General features: G+C 64.9%; 12 protein-coding genes and 1 pseudogene. 6 read left to right on the top strand and 7 right to left on the bottom strand.

What is annotated here, in order from left to right; genetic code table 11:
• Positions 1-10 precede the first annotated feature (10 nt).
• On the bottom strand, positions 11-1129 hold the full coding sequence (locus tag FYB76_RS07980; protein ID WP_195724601.1) for a porin: 1119 nt from the start codon (positions 1127-1129) through the stop codon (positions 11-13).
• Positions 1130-1323: 194 nt separating this feature from the next.
• Here FYB76_RS07980 and FYB76_RS07975 point away from each other — a divergent pair, with 194 nt between their 5' ends.
• Complete coding sequence (locus FYB76_RS07975) at positions 1324-2250, top strand: LysR family transcriptional regulator (RefSeq protein WP_088754465.1); 927 nt, start codon at positions 1324-1326, stop codon at positions 2248-2250.
• A gap of 26 nt (positions 2251-2276) precedes the next feature.
• On the opposite strand, the pseudogene FYB76_RS07970 reads toward FYB76_RS07975, so the two are convergent.
• From FYB76_RS07970 to FYB76_RS07950, 5 genes and pseudogenes are all read right to left on the bottom strand, one after another.
• Positions 2277-4331: pseudogene (locus tag FYB76_RS07970) on the bottom strand (c-type cytochrome).
• Positions 4332-4664: 333 nt separating this feature from the next.
• Entirely contained in the window at positions 4665-5228 is a 564-nt protein-coding gene (locus FYB76_RS07965; RefSeq protein WP_088754467.1) for a cytochrome b, read from the bottom strand.
• A 57-nt stretch (positions 5229-5285) separates the two neighbouring features.
• The gene (locus tag FYB76_RS07960) at positions 5286-6689 is read right to left on the bottom strand and encodes a HAMP domain-containing sensor histidine kinase (RefSeq protein WP_229296919.1); all 1404 of its coding nucleotides are present in this window, start codon (positions 6687-6689) and stop codon (positions 5286-5288) included.
• Positions 6686-7357 carry a response regulator transcription factor gene (locus tag FYB76_RS07955; protein ID WP_154133290.1) on the bottom strand — a complete coding sequence of 224 codons (672 nt, stop codon included), beginning with the start codon at positions 7355-7357 and terminating at the stop codon, positions 6686-6688. Before FYB76_RS07955 ends, FYB76_RS07960 begins: the two co-directional genes overlap by 4 nt.
• Before the next feature lie 114 nt (positions 7358-7471).
• Complete coding sequence (locus FYB76_RS07950) at positions 7472-7708, bottom strand: hypothetical protein (protein ID WP_088754469.1); 237 nt, start codon at positions 7706-7708, stop codon at positions 7472-7474.
• 317 nt (positions 7709-8025) lie between these two features.
• On the opposite strand from FYB76_RS07950, the gene FYB76_RS07945 reads away from it, so the two are divergent.
• Positions 8026-10863 carry an EAL domain-containing protein gene (locus tag FYB76_RS07945; protein WP_195724600.1) on the top strand — a complete coding sequence of 946 codons (2838 nt, stop codon included), beginning with the start codon at positions 8026-8028 and terminating at the stop codon, positions 10861-10863.
• Here FYB76_RS07945 and FYB76_RS07940 read toward each other — a convergent pair.
• Positions 10827-12344 (bottom strand): PLP-dependent aminotransferase family protein, encoded by a 1518-nt coding sequence (locus tag FYB76_RS07940; protein ID WP_154133288.1) that lies wholly within the window; start codon positions 12342-12344, stop codon positions 10827-10829. The two genes, FYB76_RS07945 and FYB76_RS07940, sit on opposite strands and share 37 nt — an antisense overlap.
• A 307-nt stretch (positions 12345-12651) precedes the next feature.
• Between FYB76_RS07940 and FYB76_RS07935 the strand changes: the two genes are divergently transcribed.
• From FYB76_RS07935 to FYB76_RS07920, 4 genes are all read left to right on the top strand, one after another.
• A complete protein-coding gene (locus tag FYB76_RS07935) occupies positions 12652-13749 on the top strand; it encodes a sensor histidine kinase (protein ID WP_195724599.1) in 1098 nt (365 codons plus the stop codon).
• Positions 13746-14420, top strand: a complete 675-nt coding sequence (locus FYB76_RS07930) for a response regulator transcription factor (protein WP_241517295.1) — start codon at positions 13746-13748, stop codon at positions 14418-14420. The genes FYB76_RS07935 and FYB76_RS07930 overlap by 4 nt, the downstream gene beginning before the upstream one ends.
• 162 nt (positions 14421-14582) lie before the next feature.
• The gene (locus FYB76_RS07925) at positions 14583-14951 is read left to right on the top strand and encodes a response regulator transcription factor (protein ID WP_158214899.1); all 369 of its coding nucleotides are present in this window, start codon (positions 14583-14585) and stop codon (positions 14949-14951) included.
• Between the two features lie 11 nt (positions 14952-14962).
• A complete protein-coding gene (locus FYB76_RS07920) occupies positions 14963-16681 on the top strand; it encodes a bifunctional diguanylate cyclase/phosphodiesterase (RefSeq protein WP_229296918.1) in 1719 nt (572 codons plus the stop codon).
• Positions 16682-17104: the final 423 nt, after the last annotated feature.

Below are 17104 nucleotides of genomic sequence, written 5' to 3'. Positions count from 1 at the left end.
CAAGTAATGCTTAGAACACGTGGCGAACGCCCAGCATCAGCACGGCCTGCTTCTTGTCGCTGGACGAGGGGAAGCCGAAGATGGTGGCCTTGGTCGCATCACCCGCGGCCAGCTGGTAGCTGTAGGTGATGGCCACGTCGGTGCGCTTGGAGAGGAAGTAGTCCGCCTGCAGGTTGATCTGGTGCCACTTCGGGTTCTTGTTGATGGTGTCGTACTTGCCGGTGGTGTAGAAGTAGGACGCGCCCAGGTTCAGCGCCGGCGTGTAGTGGTGCACCAGGTTGATGTCGAAGTTCTGCAGCGTCAGCTTGGTGTTGTCCAGGTATTCGTACTTGACGTTGCTGTACATGGCACCGAAGTCGGTCTTGCCAACGGTATAGAAACCGCCGGTCCCGGCAATGCGCTGGCGGCGTACGCCGGCCGAGCTGTTGAGTGCGCTCTTGTTGAAGATCAGCAGCGAGCTGGCATAGTCGTTGCCCATGGCGCCGTCGGGACTCTTGCTGCTGTTGGGCTGGTCCATCTGGGTGTAGGCCACGGCCCAGCGGAAGTTGCCGCCCTTGTAGCCGGAGCCGATGCTCATGACGCGGTTGACTGCTGCATCACCGGCGGCTTCGCCAAATCCATACAAGGCGGTAACGTTGAAATCGTTGAACATCGGGCTGACATACTTGACCGAGTTCTGGACCCGCAGGTTGTTGTAGCCGTTGTCGTTGTCGCCGATGTGCACGCCGTTGGAGGCGATGACCACCGGGCCCAGGTAGTCCTTGACCGCTTCATACTGGCGGCCCAGGGTCAAGGTACCCATGCTGTTGGAGGCCAGGCCGACCCAGGACTGGCGGCCGAACAGGCGGCCGTTTTGCGAGGCCGCGCCGGTCATCATGTTGAAGCCGTTTTCCAGCGTGAAGATGGCACGGGTGCCGCCGCCCAGGTCTTCCTGGCCACGGAAGCCGATGCGCGGATTCTGGTTGGTGCCCGAGAGCGCCTCGAAGTTGTGCGGACCGCCCTGGTTGGTGAGATAACCCACGCCCCCCGAGATGAGACCGTAGATCTCGACCTTGCTTTGCGCCTGTGCCTGTGCGCCTGCCAGCGCTGCCGGAATGGCCAGCGCGCCTATCATCCAGTGTTTTTTCATGCCTGCCCCTGTGGTATTGAGATGGTCTTGCGACCGTTCAGTGTTGGATTTTGTTGAGAACGGTGTGGAGGATAGGACAAGACGTTAAATAATATAATTTGTTTATATTTATAATTTCATAAATTCGATTTATAACCAGGCGGCGTTTCCCATCCCGTGATTGCCTGCTTGCCGACTTCTTTTGAGCGCTTGCCATGATCAAACTGAATCAGAAAGTCACCCTGCGGCACCTGCAGGCCCTGGTCACCCTGGCCGACACCAACAGTTTCAGCCGCGCCGCCGATGCCCTGGCGGTGACCCAGCCGGCCTTGTCGGCGTCCATCAAGCAGCTCGAAAACCAGCTCGGGACGCGGCTTTTCGACCGCACCACGCACCAGATCAGCCTGACCGCGCAGGGCAGCGTGGTGCTGGAATACGCGCGCCACCTGCTCAATACGGCCAGCAACATCTTCGACGATATCGAGCACGCCATCGGTACCGGACGCCACCGTATCCGGGTCGGGGCGATTCCTTCGGCGGTCACGCTGACGGCGGCGGTGATTGCGCGCTACAACCAGGCGCATGACGAACATGTGGAAATCCTGCTACAGGATATGCCCAACGATGCCCTGCTCGATGCGCTGCATTCGGGCAAGCTGGATTTCTGCGTGGGCATCAAGCCGCCGGATTCGCTGTCTTCGCAGACGCTGGAGACGGTGACCCTGTTCGAGGATGAACTGGTCTTGATCGTCTCACGCCGCCATCCCTTGTCGGCGGCCAAGGAAGTGCAGTGGCGGCAGATGGCGGGCGAGGAGATCGTGCTCTTCACCCAGGGCAGCGTATGGGAATTCGCGTCGGCGGCACTGATGCAACACGGGCTGGCGTCATCGCGACGCTACCAGGTGGTGCACAGTGAATCGCTTTACGGCGTGGTGCGCTCGGGCATCGCCATCGGCATCATGCCCAGCCTCTACACCACCTACCTGCGCGATGACAGCCTGCACGTGGCCCCGCTGCGGCAGCCGACCTTGAAACGCAAGATCGTCCTCATGCGCCGCAACGAGGTCAGCCGCAGCCACTGGACCGATCATTGTTTCCGCGAGCTGCGCAGCGACCTGAAGCAGGCCAACCAGTGGTTCTGACGGCGCACCGCAACGCTCACCGCGCTTCAGTAGCGTGCATCGGCCGGCTTCTTGTCCCGTGGCCAGTCCTTGGACTTGAGGGCGAAATCCGGGCGCGGCTGGTGCGTGAAGAACTCGGCCACGTCCACCGCATCCTGGTCCGATAGTCCGCCCTGGCCCAGCGGGAAGCGGTCATGCAGGGCGATGGGCATGTTGCGTTTGACGAAGGCCGCCGCAGTATAGGTGCGCGCCATGCCGGCGCCGATGTTGAAGGACTCCTCGCCCCATAGCGCAGGGTAGATCCACTGGCCGTCGCGACTGCGGATACCTTCGCCCTGCGGACCATGACAGGCGGCGCACTGCGCGCGGTAGATGCGTTCACCGTTGACCGGATCCGGCTTCAGATTGTGGTCGATCTTGCCGATGCCACGTCCCGGCACCTTGCCGCCGGGTTGCGCATCACGGCGCATCCACTCGATATAGGCCAGCATGGCTTGCATGTCTTGCGATCCCGGCGGCAAGGGCTTGCCGTTCATGGAGCGGGGGAAGCAGCCATTGATGCGATCTTCCAGCGTGATGACGCGCCCGGCGCGTGCCGCGTAGGACGGGAAGGCGGCCGACACGCCCACATAGGGCGAACCGCCGCCGACGGTGCCGGCATTGAGATGGCAGCTGGCGCAGTTCAGTCCGTTGCCCACGTGCTGGGGCAGCAGGCGGCCGGTCTCGATATTGAGACGGGCGCCACGGATGAGCTGAGGAGAATTTTTTTCTTTCAGCATGTCGGCCAGGCGCGGCGCTTCGAAGCGAGGGCCTTCGGGTCTCTGCTGCGGCGTCCCCAGTTCGGAACGCAGCCGGGCGACTTGGTGCGCGCTGATATTGCCCTGTTGACGTCCACCCCAGCTGGCCCGTGCGAAGTTGAGGATCTCGGCAATCTCGCCATCGCTCAACGCGGAAAACGCCGGCATGCTCATCGCCTTGGGCTGGGCATGAGTGCGTGCCGCACGCCATCCGGTGAGCATGATGTGGATCAGCGAGGAGGGCTCATCGCTTTGCAGGGTCGGATTGCCCGCCAGGGGCGGGAACAAGTCTTGCACCCCGTTGCCGTCGCTGCGATGACAGGTGGCGCAGAACTGCAGATACCCCAGCCCGCCGCGCGTGCTGTAGAGCTCGGCCGGGACGGTGCTGGTGACAGTTGCGGCAACCGCCGGGGATGGTCGTTGCGGGGACGCCGGCGACAAGCTGGCCAGATAAGTGCCGACGGCCAGCAGGTCCTCGTTGCTCAGGTATTGCGTGCTGTGCTGGACCACGTCGACCATGTTGCCCGCCACCGTACCGAAGCGGTTGCTGCCGGTGCGCAGCAGTCCGGCCACATCCTCGGGCCGCCAGCGGCCGCGCAGATCGAGCGCGCGCCAATGTTCCACCGTCTCGCCGGAGAGGAACAGCGGACCATTGCTGCCGGATTCACTCATGGTCTTTTCCTGCATGCCGATGCCGCGCGGGGTATGACAGGCCCCGCAATGCCCCGGTCCCTAGACGATGTAGGCACCGCGATTCCACTGCGCCGAGCGCGCCGGATCGGGCTCGAATGCACTGCGCTGCAGGAAGGCCATGTTCCACAGCGCCATGCCCCAGCGCTGGTTGAAGGGGAAGGACATTTCCAGTGGGCGGTTCGGCAGCGTCACCGGCTTGACCGCCTGCATCAGGTAGACGTAGAGGGCACGCATATCCTCTTCGCTCATCTTGGCGTAGGACGGGTAGGGCATCGCCGGATAAAGATGGCGGCCGTCTGCCGTTACCCCTTCGCGCATGACGCGATCGAATTGGGCGAAGCTGTACTGACCGATTCCGGTCTGTCGATCTGGCGTGATGTTGGTGGAATAAAGTTTGCCGAAGGGGGTCTCCAACGCCAGGCCACCGGCCATGGGCTTGCCCTTGTCGTGTGTGTGACAGGCCACGCAATCGCCCAGCCGCGCGACGTAGCGGCCGCGCAAGACCTGCTCACGGGTGGTTGCATCGAGCGCGTCGCTGAAGTCGGACGGGAGATCGTCGGACAAGCTGGCCACGCTCGCGGGCATGGTATTGGGCGGTGCGGCGGCGGCCAGCGGCGAGCAAAATGCAGCGCACAGCGTCAGCGAGGAAAGCAGGGAGACAGTCAAGGGAAGAAGGGGAAGAAGGGGGCGGCGAAGACTTGTCATGATGGTTCCGGGTGGTTATTCCGAGGGGGAAACACCCACCATTTAAGCCTTGCTGCGCAGCCACCTCGAGCGCCTCATCGGGATTGGCTTGATCTTCCGCAAAGCCCGTCGACGCGGCCTGTGTCAGGTTTTTGATGGCTTTCACAAACCTTTCCCTGGCAACAAAAAACGCCATCCGAAAAGCCCGGATGGCGTTGTCAACGAAGGCGGCGCAGCATTCGCTGCGCGGATCGCCAGATCTCAGCGGCGCGGCGAGCGCAAGGACATGCGCTGCAGGATGGGCATGCGATCAAAGAGCTGGTGCCACAGCGCGCCCAGCACATGCAGGCCGACCAGGAAATACACCGCGTTGCCCATGAACTCGTGCACCTCCTTGATGGGGCCGCGTACGGCCATGTCCTTGGCCAGGATCACCGGGAGCGTCATGCCGAAGAACACCACATCGCGCCCACCGGCCTGGGTGAAGAGGATGCCGGTGATGGGCAGGCCGATCATCACGGCATACAGCAGCAGGTGCACGGCGCTCGCACCGAGCTGCTGCAGGCGCGGCAGCGGCAGCTCGGGCGGCACGCCCGTCAGCTTGCGGGCGACCAGGCGCACCACGACGAAGATCAGCACCAGCTGGCCGGCATGCATGTGTACGGTGCGCAGCAGGTCGCGCAGGGGATCGCCCTTGGGGATGTCTTCGCGGTATTCGATGGTGGCCAGCGCCACCACGAACAAGAGGAACATCAGCCAGTGCAGCGCGGCGTAGAGGGGGTGGTAACGGGTGCCTTGCCCGAAGGCATCATTGGACTTGTTCATTTGGGTTCCCATGGAAAAAAAGCTGCCCCATGGTAAGCCACGAAACTTAGTCCGGCATTAGCCTGGCGCAATAAATTGCTGACCAGGCCTGACCGTTGCCGTTGCCGCCCCTGGCGCGGGAATATCGAGGATCACGCGCAAGCCAGCCTGTGATTGCTCATCGCTTGCCGCCAGGCGCACCACGATATCCAGCCGCGCGGCCACCGACTGCACGATCGCCAGGCCCAGGCCCGAACCCGGCGCCGCTGCCGGGTCGAGCCGCAGGAACGGCTGGAAGACACGCTCGCGCTCGCTGGCCGGGATGCCGGGACCATTGTCGGCAATCTCCAGGCGGACATGGCCCGGCGGCGTTTGTGCCGGCGCCGCCAGGGTCAGGCTGATACAGCCGCCTGGCGGGGTGTAGCGGATCGCGTTGTCGACCAGGTTGCCCAGCAGCAAGCCCAGCTCCACGGCATTGGTGTCGACCTCGGCGTCAAGGGAACCGTCCACGCCGAGGTCGATGTTCTTCTGCTGGGCCAGCGGCAACAGGTCTTCCAGCACCGGACGCACGGCTTCGCGCAGGACCAGGCGCTGGCGCGGTGCTTCACCAGCCTGGTCCTGCGCCTGCACGCGCGCCAGGGCCAGCAACTGGGTCACCAGCGTACGCGCCCGTGCCAGCCCTTGTTCCAGGCGTTGCAGACGTTCGCGGGCGGAGTCGGACAATTCGCTTTGGTGCAGGCGTTCGGCCTGCAGCGAGAGTGCGGCCAGGGGCGTACGCAATTCATGCGCGGCATCGGCCACAAAGCGCCGCTGCGCCGTCATCGCGCCTTGCACGCGCGCCAGCAGGCGATTGATGGCGTCCACGAAGGGACTGATTTCGGTGGGCAGGCCTGTCGTCGGCAGGGGGGCAAGCTGATCGTCGCGGCGCCGGTCGATCTCGCCGCGCAGGCTGGCCAGGGGTGCAAAGAGCCGTCCCATGATGCGCTGGAGTGCCAGCAGCAGTACCGGTACCAGGATCAGGACCGGTATCAATGCACGCCAGGCGGCGCGCGCAGCGATGCGGTCGCGCACGTCGGTTTCCTGCGCCAGGGCGATGCGCCGGCCCGAGGGCAGGGGCTGGACGTAGACGCGAAAGTTTTCATGAAACATGAAGACGGTCTGGAAGCCATCGTGCAATCCCTCCGGCAGCGGCAGTGCGGCACCTGTGGCGCCGGCCTGGCCCGGTTGGGGCAGCCACTGCACGCTGATGCGGGATTCATGATCGGCACCGGGATAGCTGCCCACGGCGCCATCATCGGGCAGGCTGCCGCCCAGGCGGACGATGAGCGCGCCCACCTGCAACAGCAGGTCGTCCTGGAGACGGATGGAATCGCGATAGGCGCTGATGAAACCGAAGGCACCGGCGCCCACGGCCACCAGCAGGATGGCCAGCGTCAGCGCCACCGACAGGCGGGCTTGCAGGGAGCGTTGCAGGTGCTTCATGGCGTGGCCGTTCCCCGCGCTACCATCCAGCCCATGCCGCGGACGTTCTTGATGGCCTCGCGGTCCAGTTTCTTGCGCAATCCGTGGATCAGGAATTCGACCGCATTGCTCTCCACTTCCTCGCCCCAGCCATAGATGCGTTCTTCCAGTTCACCGCGCGAGAGGATGGCACCGGGACGATGCATGAGTGCCTGCAGCAAGGAAAATTCACGCGCCGACAGCGTCACCGGCGGCTGGCCTTGCCAGCGTGCGGTCTTCTCGGCCAAATCCAGGCATAGCTGGCCGTTGTCCAGCACCACCGTGGCCGCGCCGGACTTGCGCCGCATCACGGCGCGCAGGCGCGCCAGCAACTCGCCCATGGCAAAGGGCTTGAGGATGTAGTCATCGGCGCCGCTGTCGAGCCCGTCGATGCGGTCCTGCACGCCATCGCGGGCGGTGAGGATCAGCACCGGCGTGGCAGCGTGCCTGCGCAATTGGCGTAGTACCGACAAGCCATCGGTACCGGGCAGGCCCAGGTCCAGCAGGGCGGCGTCGTACTGCTGTCGCGCCAGCGCGGCCAGGGCCAGCGCACCGTCCTGCACCCAGTCTGCTGCGTAGCCAGCGTCCTTCAGGGCGGCACGGACTTCTTCGCCGATCATCGCGTCATCTTCCACCAGCAGTATTCGCATCGCTCGCCATGCCTTCCTCAACGTACTCAAGGTACCGATCGACCTGACCGGATGGCGCTAGAGTCTAAGTCAAAATGTGCGGCGGCAGTGCATCGGCGAGCAGCGCGAAGCGGCTCAAAGCCGCCGGGCCGCGATACGCTGCGCCGCGAAGGCGCGGGCGGCCTCGATGGCCTGGTCGCGGCTGCGCGCCGGTGCCCCGATCTGCACCTGCTGGCGCTGGACGACGCACAGGCTGCGGCGCGAGGTGGAACGCCCGCGATAGATCGTCACGAAGGGTTGCCAGCCGGTATTGGCGAGGTTGGCGTACGCTTCCAGGACAATCTCGTATTGCCCCATCACTTCGATGTGCATGATGTGCTCCCTGCTGCATGGTGTCGATGGCGCGAGCATAAGCAAGCAGCAACGTGGATGCCATGCTTGCACACGCTGTACCGGCCTGCAGAATACGTCTTCTGTGCTGCCTGCAGCAAGCCATGCCACCCATGCACGCGCTACCTGGCCACATTGCGATGGTCGATCAGGCAGGCTGTTGCTGCCTATCAATGCCGGTGGCAACTGTGTTCCACAAGCCTCCGGCGCTGTGTATGTACCGGGCTCATCGCACCCCTCCTAGACTTCCTTCCCATGCACAGCAAGCCGTCGCCGACGGCGCAAGCAAGGAAGGCATCATGCGATCCCCCAGCATTGGCACCATGGCCGGCATTGGCCGCTCCGATATCGCCCGCAGCAGTGAACCAGTTCACGGCTACAGCCGCACCATGATCGAATGGGGTGCGCTGGCGGCCACGCTGGGTTTTACGGCGCTGCTCATTGCCAACTTCGTCTGGTCCGAGCAGCGCCTGGTGGTGGCCGATGAAACCGAGCGCATGCAGAGCCAGGCGCGCATCATCGAGGAAAACCTGGCGCACCAGTTCCAGGGCGTACGCCATGCGCTGGAAAGCGCGCGCAGCGCCCTGGGCGAGGACTCCGGCTGCACCGCGTCCTGCCAGCGACTGCTGCTGCAATCGCTCAAGCGCGCCATGCCGGGGGTGCGGGCCATGGTGGTGCTCGATGCGCGCGGCCACATCCTGCGCTCGGCCGATGATCTCGATGACCGGCGCCTGGATGACAGCGATTTCCTTTCGCAGATCCCGCGCATGTCCTCGGGGCAAATGATGTACGTCTCGCAGCCCTATGAGAACACGCCCGGTGTCTTCAACATCAAGCTCACGCTGCCGGTGACCACACCGGAAGGGCGGATCGAGGGCGCGGTCAGTGCCATCCTCAATCCCGAGTATTTCGATGCCGTGATGCGCTCGGCCCTGTATGCCGAGGACATGAACATCGCCATCACCGGCGAGGACGGGCGGCGCCTGCTGTTCGTGCCGGCCAACGCTGCGCAGATGCGCATGGGCAGCCAGCCCGGCAGTGGGCCGGAGGAAGTCCTGCAGAAGCACCTGCGTGGAGGCGACGTCACCAGCGTCATGCACTTCGCCGACTCACGGGGACAATCCCGGCTCATCGTCCAGCGCACCGTGACCAGCCGCGAACTGGGGTTGGACAAGACCCTGGTCATCAGCCTCTCGCGCAGCCAGGCGCAGGTCAATGCAGGCTGGCATGAGCCGGTGCATTCCTTCCTGCTGCTCTGGCTGCTTTTCGGTGTGGCCGCCGCCTTGGTGCTGGCGTGGCTGCAGCGGCGCCGGCGCGCAGCGCAGGCCCTGGCCACGCAATGCGAATTGCAGCATGCCGAGATGACCGAGCGCATGGAACTGGCCCTCTCGGGGGCCAACCTCGGTTTGTGGGACTGGCACATCCAGCAGGATATCCGTACCGTCGACGCGCGCGCCAATGCCATGCTGGGCTATGCGCCAGAGCGCCAGTTCCATGCGCCCGGCGAGTGGCGCACGCTGGTGCATCCGGAGCACATGCCGGCACTGGACCACGCCCTGCGCCTGCACCTGGCCGACAGCCGGCACAACTTCGAAGCCGAATACCAGATGCGTCACCAGGACGGCCACTGGGTCTGGGTCCAGTGCCGCGGCAAGCTGGTCGAGCGCGATGGACAGGGCCGCCCGCTGCGCATGGTCGGCACCCGCATGGACATCAGCGCACGCAAGGCCGCCGAGGAGGAGATCGCTCGCCTGGCGTATTACGACGGCCTGACCGAACTGCCCAACCGCCGCCTGCTGCTGGACCGCCTGGGACAGGCAGTGGCCCGCTATGCGCGGGGAGGGCAGGTGGGCGCGGTGATCTTCGTGGACCTCGACAATTTCAAGGGCCTCAACGATACGCTGGGCCATGATACCGGCGACCGCCTGCTGGAGCTGGTCGCGCTGCGCCTGCGCCAGGTCACGCGCGAGGTCGATACCGTAGCGCGACTGGGTGGCGATGAATTCGTGATCCTGCTGGAGAACCTGGGCAGCCTGGTCGAAGAAGCCGAGCACAATGCCGAGTGCGTCTGCCGCAAGATCCTGGTGGCGCTCAATGCCGGCTATGAACTGCAGGGCCATGAGGTACGCAGCACACCCAGCCTTGGCGTGGTGCTCTTCGGCAATGGTCGGCATACCGTCAATGACCTGCTGCGCCAGGCTGACATGGCCATGTACGAAGCCAAGGCGGCAGGCCGCAATACTTACCGTTTCTTCTGCCCCTCGATGCAGGAAGTGCTGGACCAGATGGCCATGCTGGAAAATGATTTGCGCCACGCCCTGGTACGCCATGAGCTGCGCCTGCACTACCAGCCCATCGTGCGTGCAGACGGCAGCCTCTCCGGGGTGGAGGCCCTGATGCGCTGGCAGCATCCCCAGCGCGGCATGGTGTATCCGGCGGAGTTCATCGGCCAGGCCGAGAAGGCCGGCCTGATCGTGGAATTCGGCCAGTGGGCGCTGACCACCGCCTGCGAGCAGCTGGCGGCTTGGGCGCACGACCCGCAGACGGCGCACCTGAGCATCTCGGTCAATGTCAGTGCCCGGCAGTTCCGCCAGCCCGACTTCGCCCAATGCGTGCTGGAGATCCTGGAACGGACCGGTGCCGATGCGCACCGGCTCAAGCTGGAACTCACCGAGAGCATGCTGCTCACCGACCTCGATGCCCTCATTGCGCGCATGGCCATGCTCAAGGAAACCGGACTGGGCTTCTCGCTGGATGATTTCGGTACCGGCTATTCCTCGCTGAGCTATCTCAAGAAGCTGCCGCTGGACCAGCTCAAGATTGACCGGTCCTTCGTGCAGGACATGTTGCAGACGCCGCATGCCGGGGCCATCGTGCAGACCATCGTCAGCCTGGCGCGTGGGCTGGGCCTGGATGTGGTGGCCGAAGGCGTGGAGACCAGCGAGCAATGGGCCGCCTTGCGGCAGCTCGGCTGCACCGGCCTGCAGGGCTACCTGTTCGGCAAGCCGGCGCCGGTGGAGCAATTGCGTTGGGGCAGCTTGATGGGAGCGCACAACAGCGTGGCAGAGCAGGCCGAGCCGGCCGCTCCGCCGCGCACGGCTCACCTGGCGTTGATCAGCCCGCCCGCCGGGGCCTGAGCCGCCAGCGGGCGCGCCGCCTGGTAGTGCGGTTGCGCTGCCTGTGCGCTACCGGCCAAGAGGCCGTGGCACAGTTCGCCCAGGGTGCGCACGGCCGCTTCGATGCCGTCTTCCCACGGGAAGCTGTAGTTGAGCCGGATGCAATGCCGGAAGGCCCCGTCGGTACTGAACATGTCGCCCGGCGCCACGCTGATGCCGGCGGCCTGCGCCAGCGCGTGCAGCTCCAGTGCCAGGATGCCGTCCGGCAGCGTGACCCACAGCAGGTAACCGCCCTGTGGCTCGGAACAGCGCGTGCCGGCCGGGAAGAACCGCAGGACGGCAGCACGCATGATGCGCTGGCGCTGCATGAGGAGCTTGCGCAGTCGGCGCAGGTGAAAATCGTAGCCCTCGCTTTGCAGGTATTCGGCCACCGCGCGCTGCGGATGCGCCGGCATGGACACCGTATTGAGGAATTTGAGCCGCTCCACCGCCTGCCGGTAACGTCCCGGCAGGGTCCAGCCGATATGGTGTTCCGGCGTGAGGCTCTTGGAGAAGGACGAGCAGTACAGTACCCGTCCATCCTGGTCATAGCTCTTGGCCGTGCGCGGGCGCTGCTCGCCAAAGTGCAGTTCGCCATAGACATCATTTTCTACCAGCGGCAGATCGTGCTTGGCCAGCAGGCGCACCAGCGCCTGCTTTCTGGCGTCCGGCATGACGTAGCCGAGCGGGTTCTGGAAATTGGTCATCACCGCTACACCGGCTACGTCGCCGCTGGCCAGCGCCCGGTCCAGCGAGGGCAGGTCCATGCCCTGGTCCGCGTCGGTGGCGATGGGCAAGGCGCGCATGCCGGCCCGTTCGATGGCATGCAGCAGGGCGTAGTAAGTCGGCGACTCCACCGCAATGGCGGCACCCGGCCGGGCGATGGCGTGCAGGCAGAGCTGCAGCGCCTCGGTGGCACCCTGGGTGATGATGATCTCGCCGGCTTGCACCGGCAGCCCGGTCTGCAAATGACGCCGCGCGATCTGGCGGATCAGCTCGGCATTGCCTGGCGGGAGCACCCCGATGAGCTGCGCATGCTCGCGCCGCTTGTAGAAGCCTTGCGCCAGCTGGCTGATGCGCATCGACGGGAACAAGGCCGGATTGGGATAGGGGGAGCCCAGCGGAATGCGCGCATTGCAGTTGATCGAGCGCAGGTTGTGCAGCACCAGTTCGACTGGCGTATTGGCGGCGGGCAGCCGGCTGGGTGGCAAAGCCTGGGGGGCTGTCGCGATAGTCGGTGCCGCTGGCGCGTTCTGCGGCGTGCGAACGAAATACCCCGATTGCGGGCGGCTCTCGATGTAGCCCTGGCTCTCCAGCAGCAGGAAGGCACGGATCACGGTGGAGATGCTGAGCTGGTATTGCTGGCTGGCGCGGCGCACTGAGGGAATCTTTTCTCCCGGCAGCATCACGCCGTTGAGTATCTGGCGACGGATGGTCTCGGCAAGCGTTTCATAAAGTTTCATGGCGGTCCACGGCTGGGCTATTGGATGAGCCGATGCTAGGACTGCCGTGCCAGGCCGCCAATAACACCAAGGTATGCGGATCAGACCGCCATGGCAGCCATTCCCCGGCGCATGAGAAGCCGCCCGCGACGGCAGTGCATCAGCGCCGGATTGCCCCCTTATACTTTGGTGTAATACATGCACTACTGCATGCGCACTGGCCTTATACTCGCGTCCAAAACGGGACCGGCTATCCGCCGCAATCCCCACCGATGAAAAGTTTCACCAAACTTGGATGACAGAGGCGATGCAGCAGGGGGGATCCTACATGTACCGAACCATTCGTTCACCGGCTGTGCCGGCCGCTGCGGCCGCACTGACGGTGGCGATCTTTTCCGTTGATGCGCTGACCTCGCTGGATGTGGCCATTGCGGTGCTGTACGTGGCCGTGGTGCTGATGTCGGTCTGGATCTGGCCGCGCCGGGGTGTCATCGGGGTGATGCTGTTCTGCATGGCGCTGACCCTGCTCGCCTTCGTGCTGTCGCACGATGTGCTGCGTGACGATGCCGCCCTGGCGCGCTGCCTGGTCAGCCTGGCCGCCATTGCCATCACGGGCTTCCTGGCCGTGAAGGGACAGGACGCCACGCAGGCGCTCCTGCAGCGCGAAGAGGCGCTCAACCAGGCCCGCAACCAGCTGGCCCACGCCAGCCGCGTGAGCACGCTGGGCGAGATGACCGCCACCATTGCCCACGAAGTCAACCAGCCGCTGGCGGCCATCCTCACGCACGGCCAGGCCGGACTGCGCTGGCTCGATCGCGACCAACCCGAACTTGGCGAAGTGCGCCGCGCCGTCGACGCCATGCAGCAGAACGCCCGCCGCGCCAGTGAAGTGATCCAGCGCATCCGTGGCATGGCACGGCAGTCGGCGCCCAGCATGGTGCCGCTGGCACCGGCTGCACTGGTGCAGGAGAGCTGCGACCTGCTGCGCCGCGAGCTGCACCGGCTGCGCGTGAAGCTCAAGCTGGAACTGGCAGCGGACCTGCCGCTGGTGATGGCCGACAAGGTGCAGCTGCAGCAGGTCGTCATCAACCTGGTCATGAATGCGGCCCAGGCCATGTCCGAGGCCATGACCGTGGCGCCCACCATCGAGGTGCGCTGCACCCTGGTCCCGGCCGGGGAGGCCCAGGAGGGCGCAGCGATGATCCAGGTCGAAGTGGCCGACAATGGCCCGGGCCTGAGCCAGGAGCACATGGAACGCATCTTTTCCGCCTTCTTCACCACCAAGAAAGAAGGCATGGGCATGGGCCTGGCGATCTGCCGCTCCATCCTGGAAGCCCATCATGGCAGCATTCGCGCCGGCAATCGCGTCCCGCAGGGCGCCGTGATGCGGGTCTTGCTGCCGCCAGTGACGGGAGGGGCCTCGTGAGCCAGCCGATCCGTCCCGCGCCGAACCAGTCGGCCAGCACTTCGCCAGCCAAGCCGGTGGTGTACATCGTGGATGATGATCCGGCCTTGCGCGAAGCCCTCGACAGCCTGTTGCGCTCGGTCGGCCTGCAGGTGGTCGGCTATGCCAGCGCGGTGGAGTTCCAGCAGCGTGCGGCCCTGGCCGCACCGGCCTGCCTGTTGCTGGACGTACGCCTGCAAGGCATGAGCGGGCTGGATGTACAGGCCGAGCTGGTGCGCAGCGGGGTGGACATGCCCGTGATCCTGATGACCGGGCATGGCGACATCCCCATGAGCGTACGCGCCATGAAAGCCGGTGCCGTTGATTTCCTCACCAAGCCATTCCGCGACCAGGACCTGCTCGATGCAGTGGCGGCCGCCCATGAGAAGGATCGCCACCAGCTGGCCCAACGCCAGGCCCGCAGCGGCCTGCAGGCGCGCTACGCGAGCCTGACCCCGCGCGAATCGGAAGTGATGTGGCTGGCCGTCAGCGGCTTGCTCAACAAGCAGATTGCCGGTGAGCTTGGCACCAGCGAAGTCACGGTCAAGATCCATCGCGGCCATGCGATGAAGAAGATGCAGGCGCGTTCCTTCGCCGACCTGGTCCGCATGAGCCAGGCACTGGAACAGGACGGACTCAAGCCGCAGCCCTGAAAGCCGCTTGCAGCCTGGCGCTGCGGCGCTCATACCAATGTATGATTCCCGCCCCGGCGCGGGATTGCTAACCTGCGATCAAGAATGCATCTCATCCATCGGGATGCACAGGACAAGCCGCCCCCGGCATCACGCGAGGCGCGGCATCGCCAAGGGAATGCAGTGAATCACACAAGCAAGATCGCCGTCATCGATGACGACGCCTCCATGCGCGAAGCGCTTTCGGCGCTGATGCGCTCCATGGGTTGGCAAGTGCAATGCCACGCCAGCGCCAGCGATTTCCTCGCCGCGCTGGGCTATGACGGGACCGACTGCATCGTCACCGATGTCCAGATGCCCGGAATGAGCGGCGTGGAATTGCTGGAATGGCTGCGCGGCCAGCAACTGGCCACGCCAGTGGTGGTCATCACCTCCTATCCCACGCGCGTGCAAGAAGAGCGTGTGCAGGCAGCAGGGCAGGCGGCCTTCCTGGGCAAGCCCTTTGATGGTGACGAGATGTTGCATACGGTTGAACGCCTGTTGACGAAATGACCCCGGGGGACATGATGGAACATCTGATGCTGCAATCGCGGCCGGTGCCGCGCCGCTGGAAAGACAGCCTGCTGGCGCTGCTGCCGCCGCCTGCTGCGGGACATGAGCGCAGCATGCGCCAGCGCCTGGCGCGTCACACGCGCTGGCCGATCTATCTGCTGCTGACTCTGGTGGTGGCCTGCGGGGCCGGCCTCTCCATGGTGATGCAGCACACCGTCGAGAACATCCGCAATGCCGCCGATCCGCTGGTGCATTGGACCCTTCATGGTCTGGGCATGCACGACGTGACCGAGCTGCTGCGCCAGGATGGCCTGGTCGATGTCAACCTGCAGCGCATTGCCCGCCTGGTGCACTGGTTCAACCTGCTGGCGCTGGCCACGGCGCTGTTCATGATGTATCACATTCGTGCGCGCTTTCGCTCCGAAGATGCGCTGGCGCACCAGGCCGCACACGACCCGCTGACCGGACTGGCGCATCGCCGCTCGCTGGAGCGACGTATGCATCAGTTGCAGGGACATCCCCATACATTGGTACTGGGCAGCGTGGATCGCTTCGAACGCGTCATCGGTGCCTACGGGCATGAATTCGCCGACGCCATGATCATCGACATCGCCACCCGCCTGCGTACCATCGCCGGCGCCTACCAGGGCGAGGTGTTCCGGCTCGATGGCGCCAATTTCGTCATCCTGTACCGCCAGCAGGCCCAGTCCGAGGACGTTGGGCGCGCCCTGGTGGCCTTGCAGGCGGGCATGCAGCGCCCCTTCAGCTGCCGCACGCACGAAGTGTTTTCACACTTGAGCCTGGGCGCTGTCGAGTATCCGCGCCACGGCGGCGATGCGGTGCAGCTGCTGCGCAACGCCGACGCCGCGCTGCAGTCGGCGCGCCAGCAGGGCGGCAGCCTGCTGGTGACGTATTCAGAGGCGCTCAATGCCGAGGCGCAGCGGCGCGTGGACCTGGAGGCGCAGCTGGTGCATGCACTCGAACGCGACGAACTGGAGCTGCACCTGCAGCCCCAGCAATCGCTGGCCGATGGCAGCCTGGTTGGTTTCGAGGCGCTGGTGCGCTGGCGTCGCCAAGGGCAGCTGGTGCCGCCGGGCGACTTCATCCCGGTAGCCGAGGAGTCGGGCCTGGTCATTGCCATCGGCGAGTGGGTGCTGGAGCGGGCCTGCGCGCAGATCCATGCATTGCGCAACCTGACCGGGCGTGACGTGGTGGTGGCGGTCAATATCTCGGCCAGGCATTTCGGGCATCCCGATTTCCTGGCGCGCATGGAGGCGCTGCTGGCCCGCACCGGCATCCCGCCGGCCAGCCTGGAGCTGGAGATTACCGAGGGCGCAGTCATGGAGCACACCGAAGCGGCGATCGAACTGCTGCATGCCCTGCGCGCGCTGGGGCTGAAGCTGTCCATCGATGATTTCGGTACCGGCTATTCCAGCCTGGCTTACCTGAAGCGTTTTCCGATCGACAAGCTCAAGGTCGACCGCTCCTTCGTCAGCCAGCTGCGGCCGCATTCGCAGGATGCCGCCATCGTCCAGGCCGTCATCGGGCTGGGCCACACGCTGGGCATCAAGGTCATCGCCGAAGGGGTGGAAACGGTCCAGCAGCGCGAATGGCTCAAGCGCCTGAGCTGCGACGAGATCCAGGGCTATTTCTACAGCCGGCCGCTGGCCGAGCCGCAACTGCTGGGTTTCGTGATCGGGCAAATGCGCAACGATGCGGCGGCGGCCTGAATGGTGTGCGGGAAGCAGCGCTGCGGAAGGCGGTCGGGAAGTTTTGCAGGGACCCAATGAGGCAAGCGCTGCATACATGCGTGGGGAAAAGGACACTTGTCCTTTGTCATCCTCGAACCGGTACGCCCGATCTGACTTGATGTATGGGCCGGATTGCGGTGAGATGCATGCATCTTTCCTATCCGCTGCGGGGCAGGGTGGCCAGTAAGATGGCCGCTTTTCCGTGATGCGCGCTGGAGCCTGGTGCAAGGCTGAAGGCAGGAAAGCAGATGAGTCCCCCCCGAGCTGCCGGCGCCGCGCTATGCGGTCCGATCTTTTTCCCCCCTCCAGGGTGACTCATCCACAGGCGGCATTCTAGCGGGGCTTGCAGGGAAAGAAACTAGTCCAATTGGACTGGTTGGCTACGATGCGACAGTGCACAGC

Source organism: Herbaspirillum sp. CAH-3, assembly GCF_009668275.1.
Lineage (GTDB): Bacteria > Pseudomonadota > Gammaproteobacteria > Burkholderiales > Burkholderiaceae_D > Herbaspirillum > Herbaspirillum aquaticum.
Note: the sequence above shows the minus strand (reverse complement) of the source record. Positions and strands in the feature narration are given on the sequence as shown.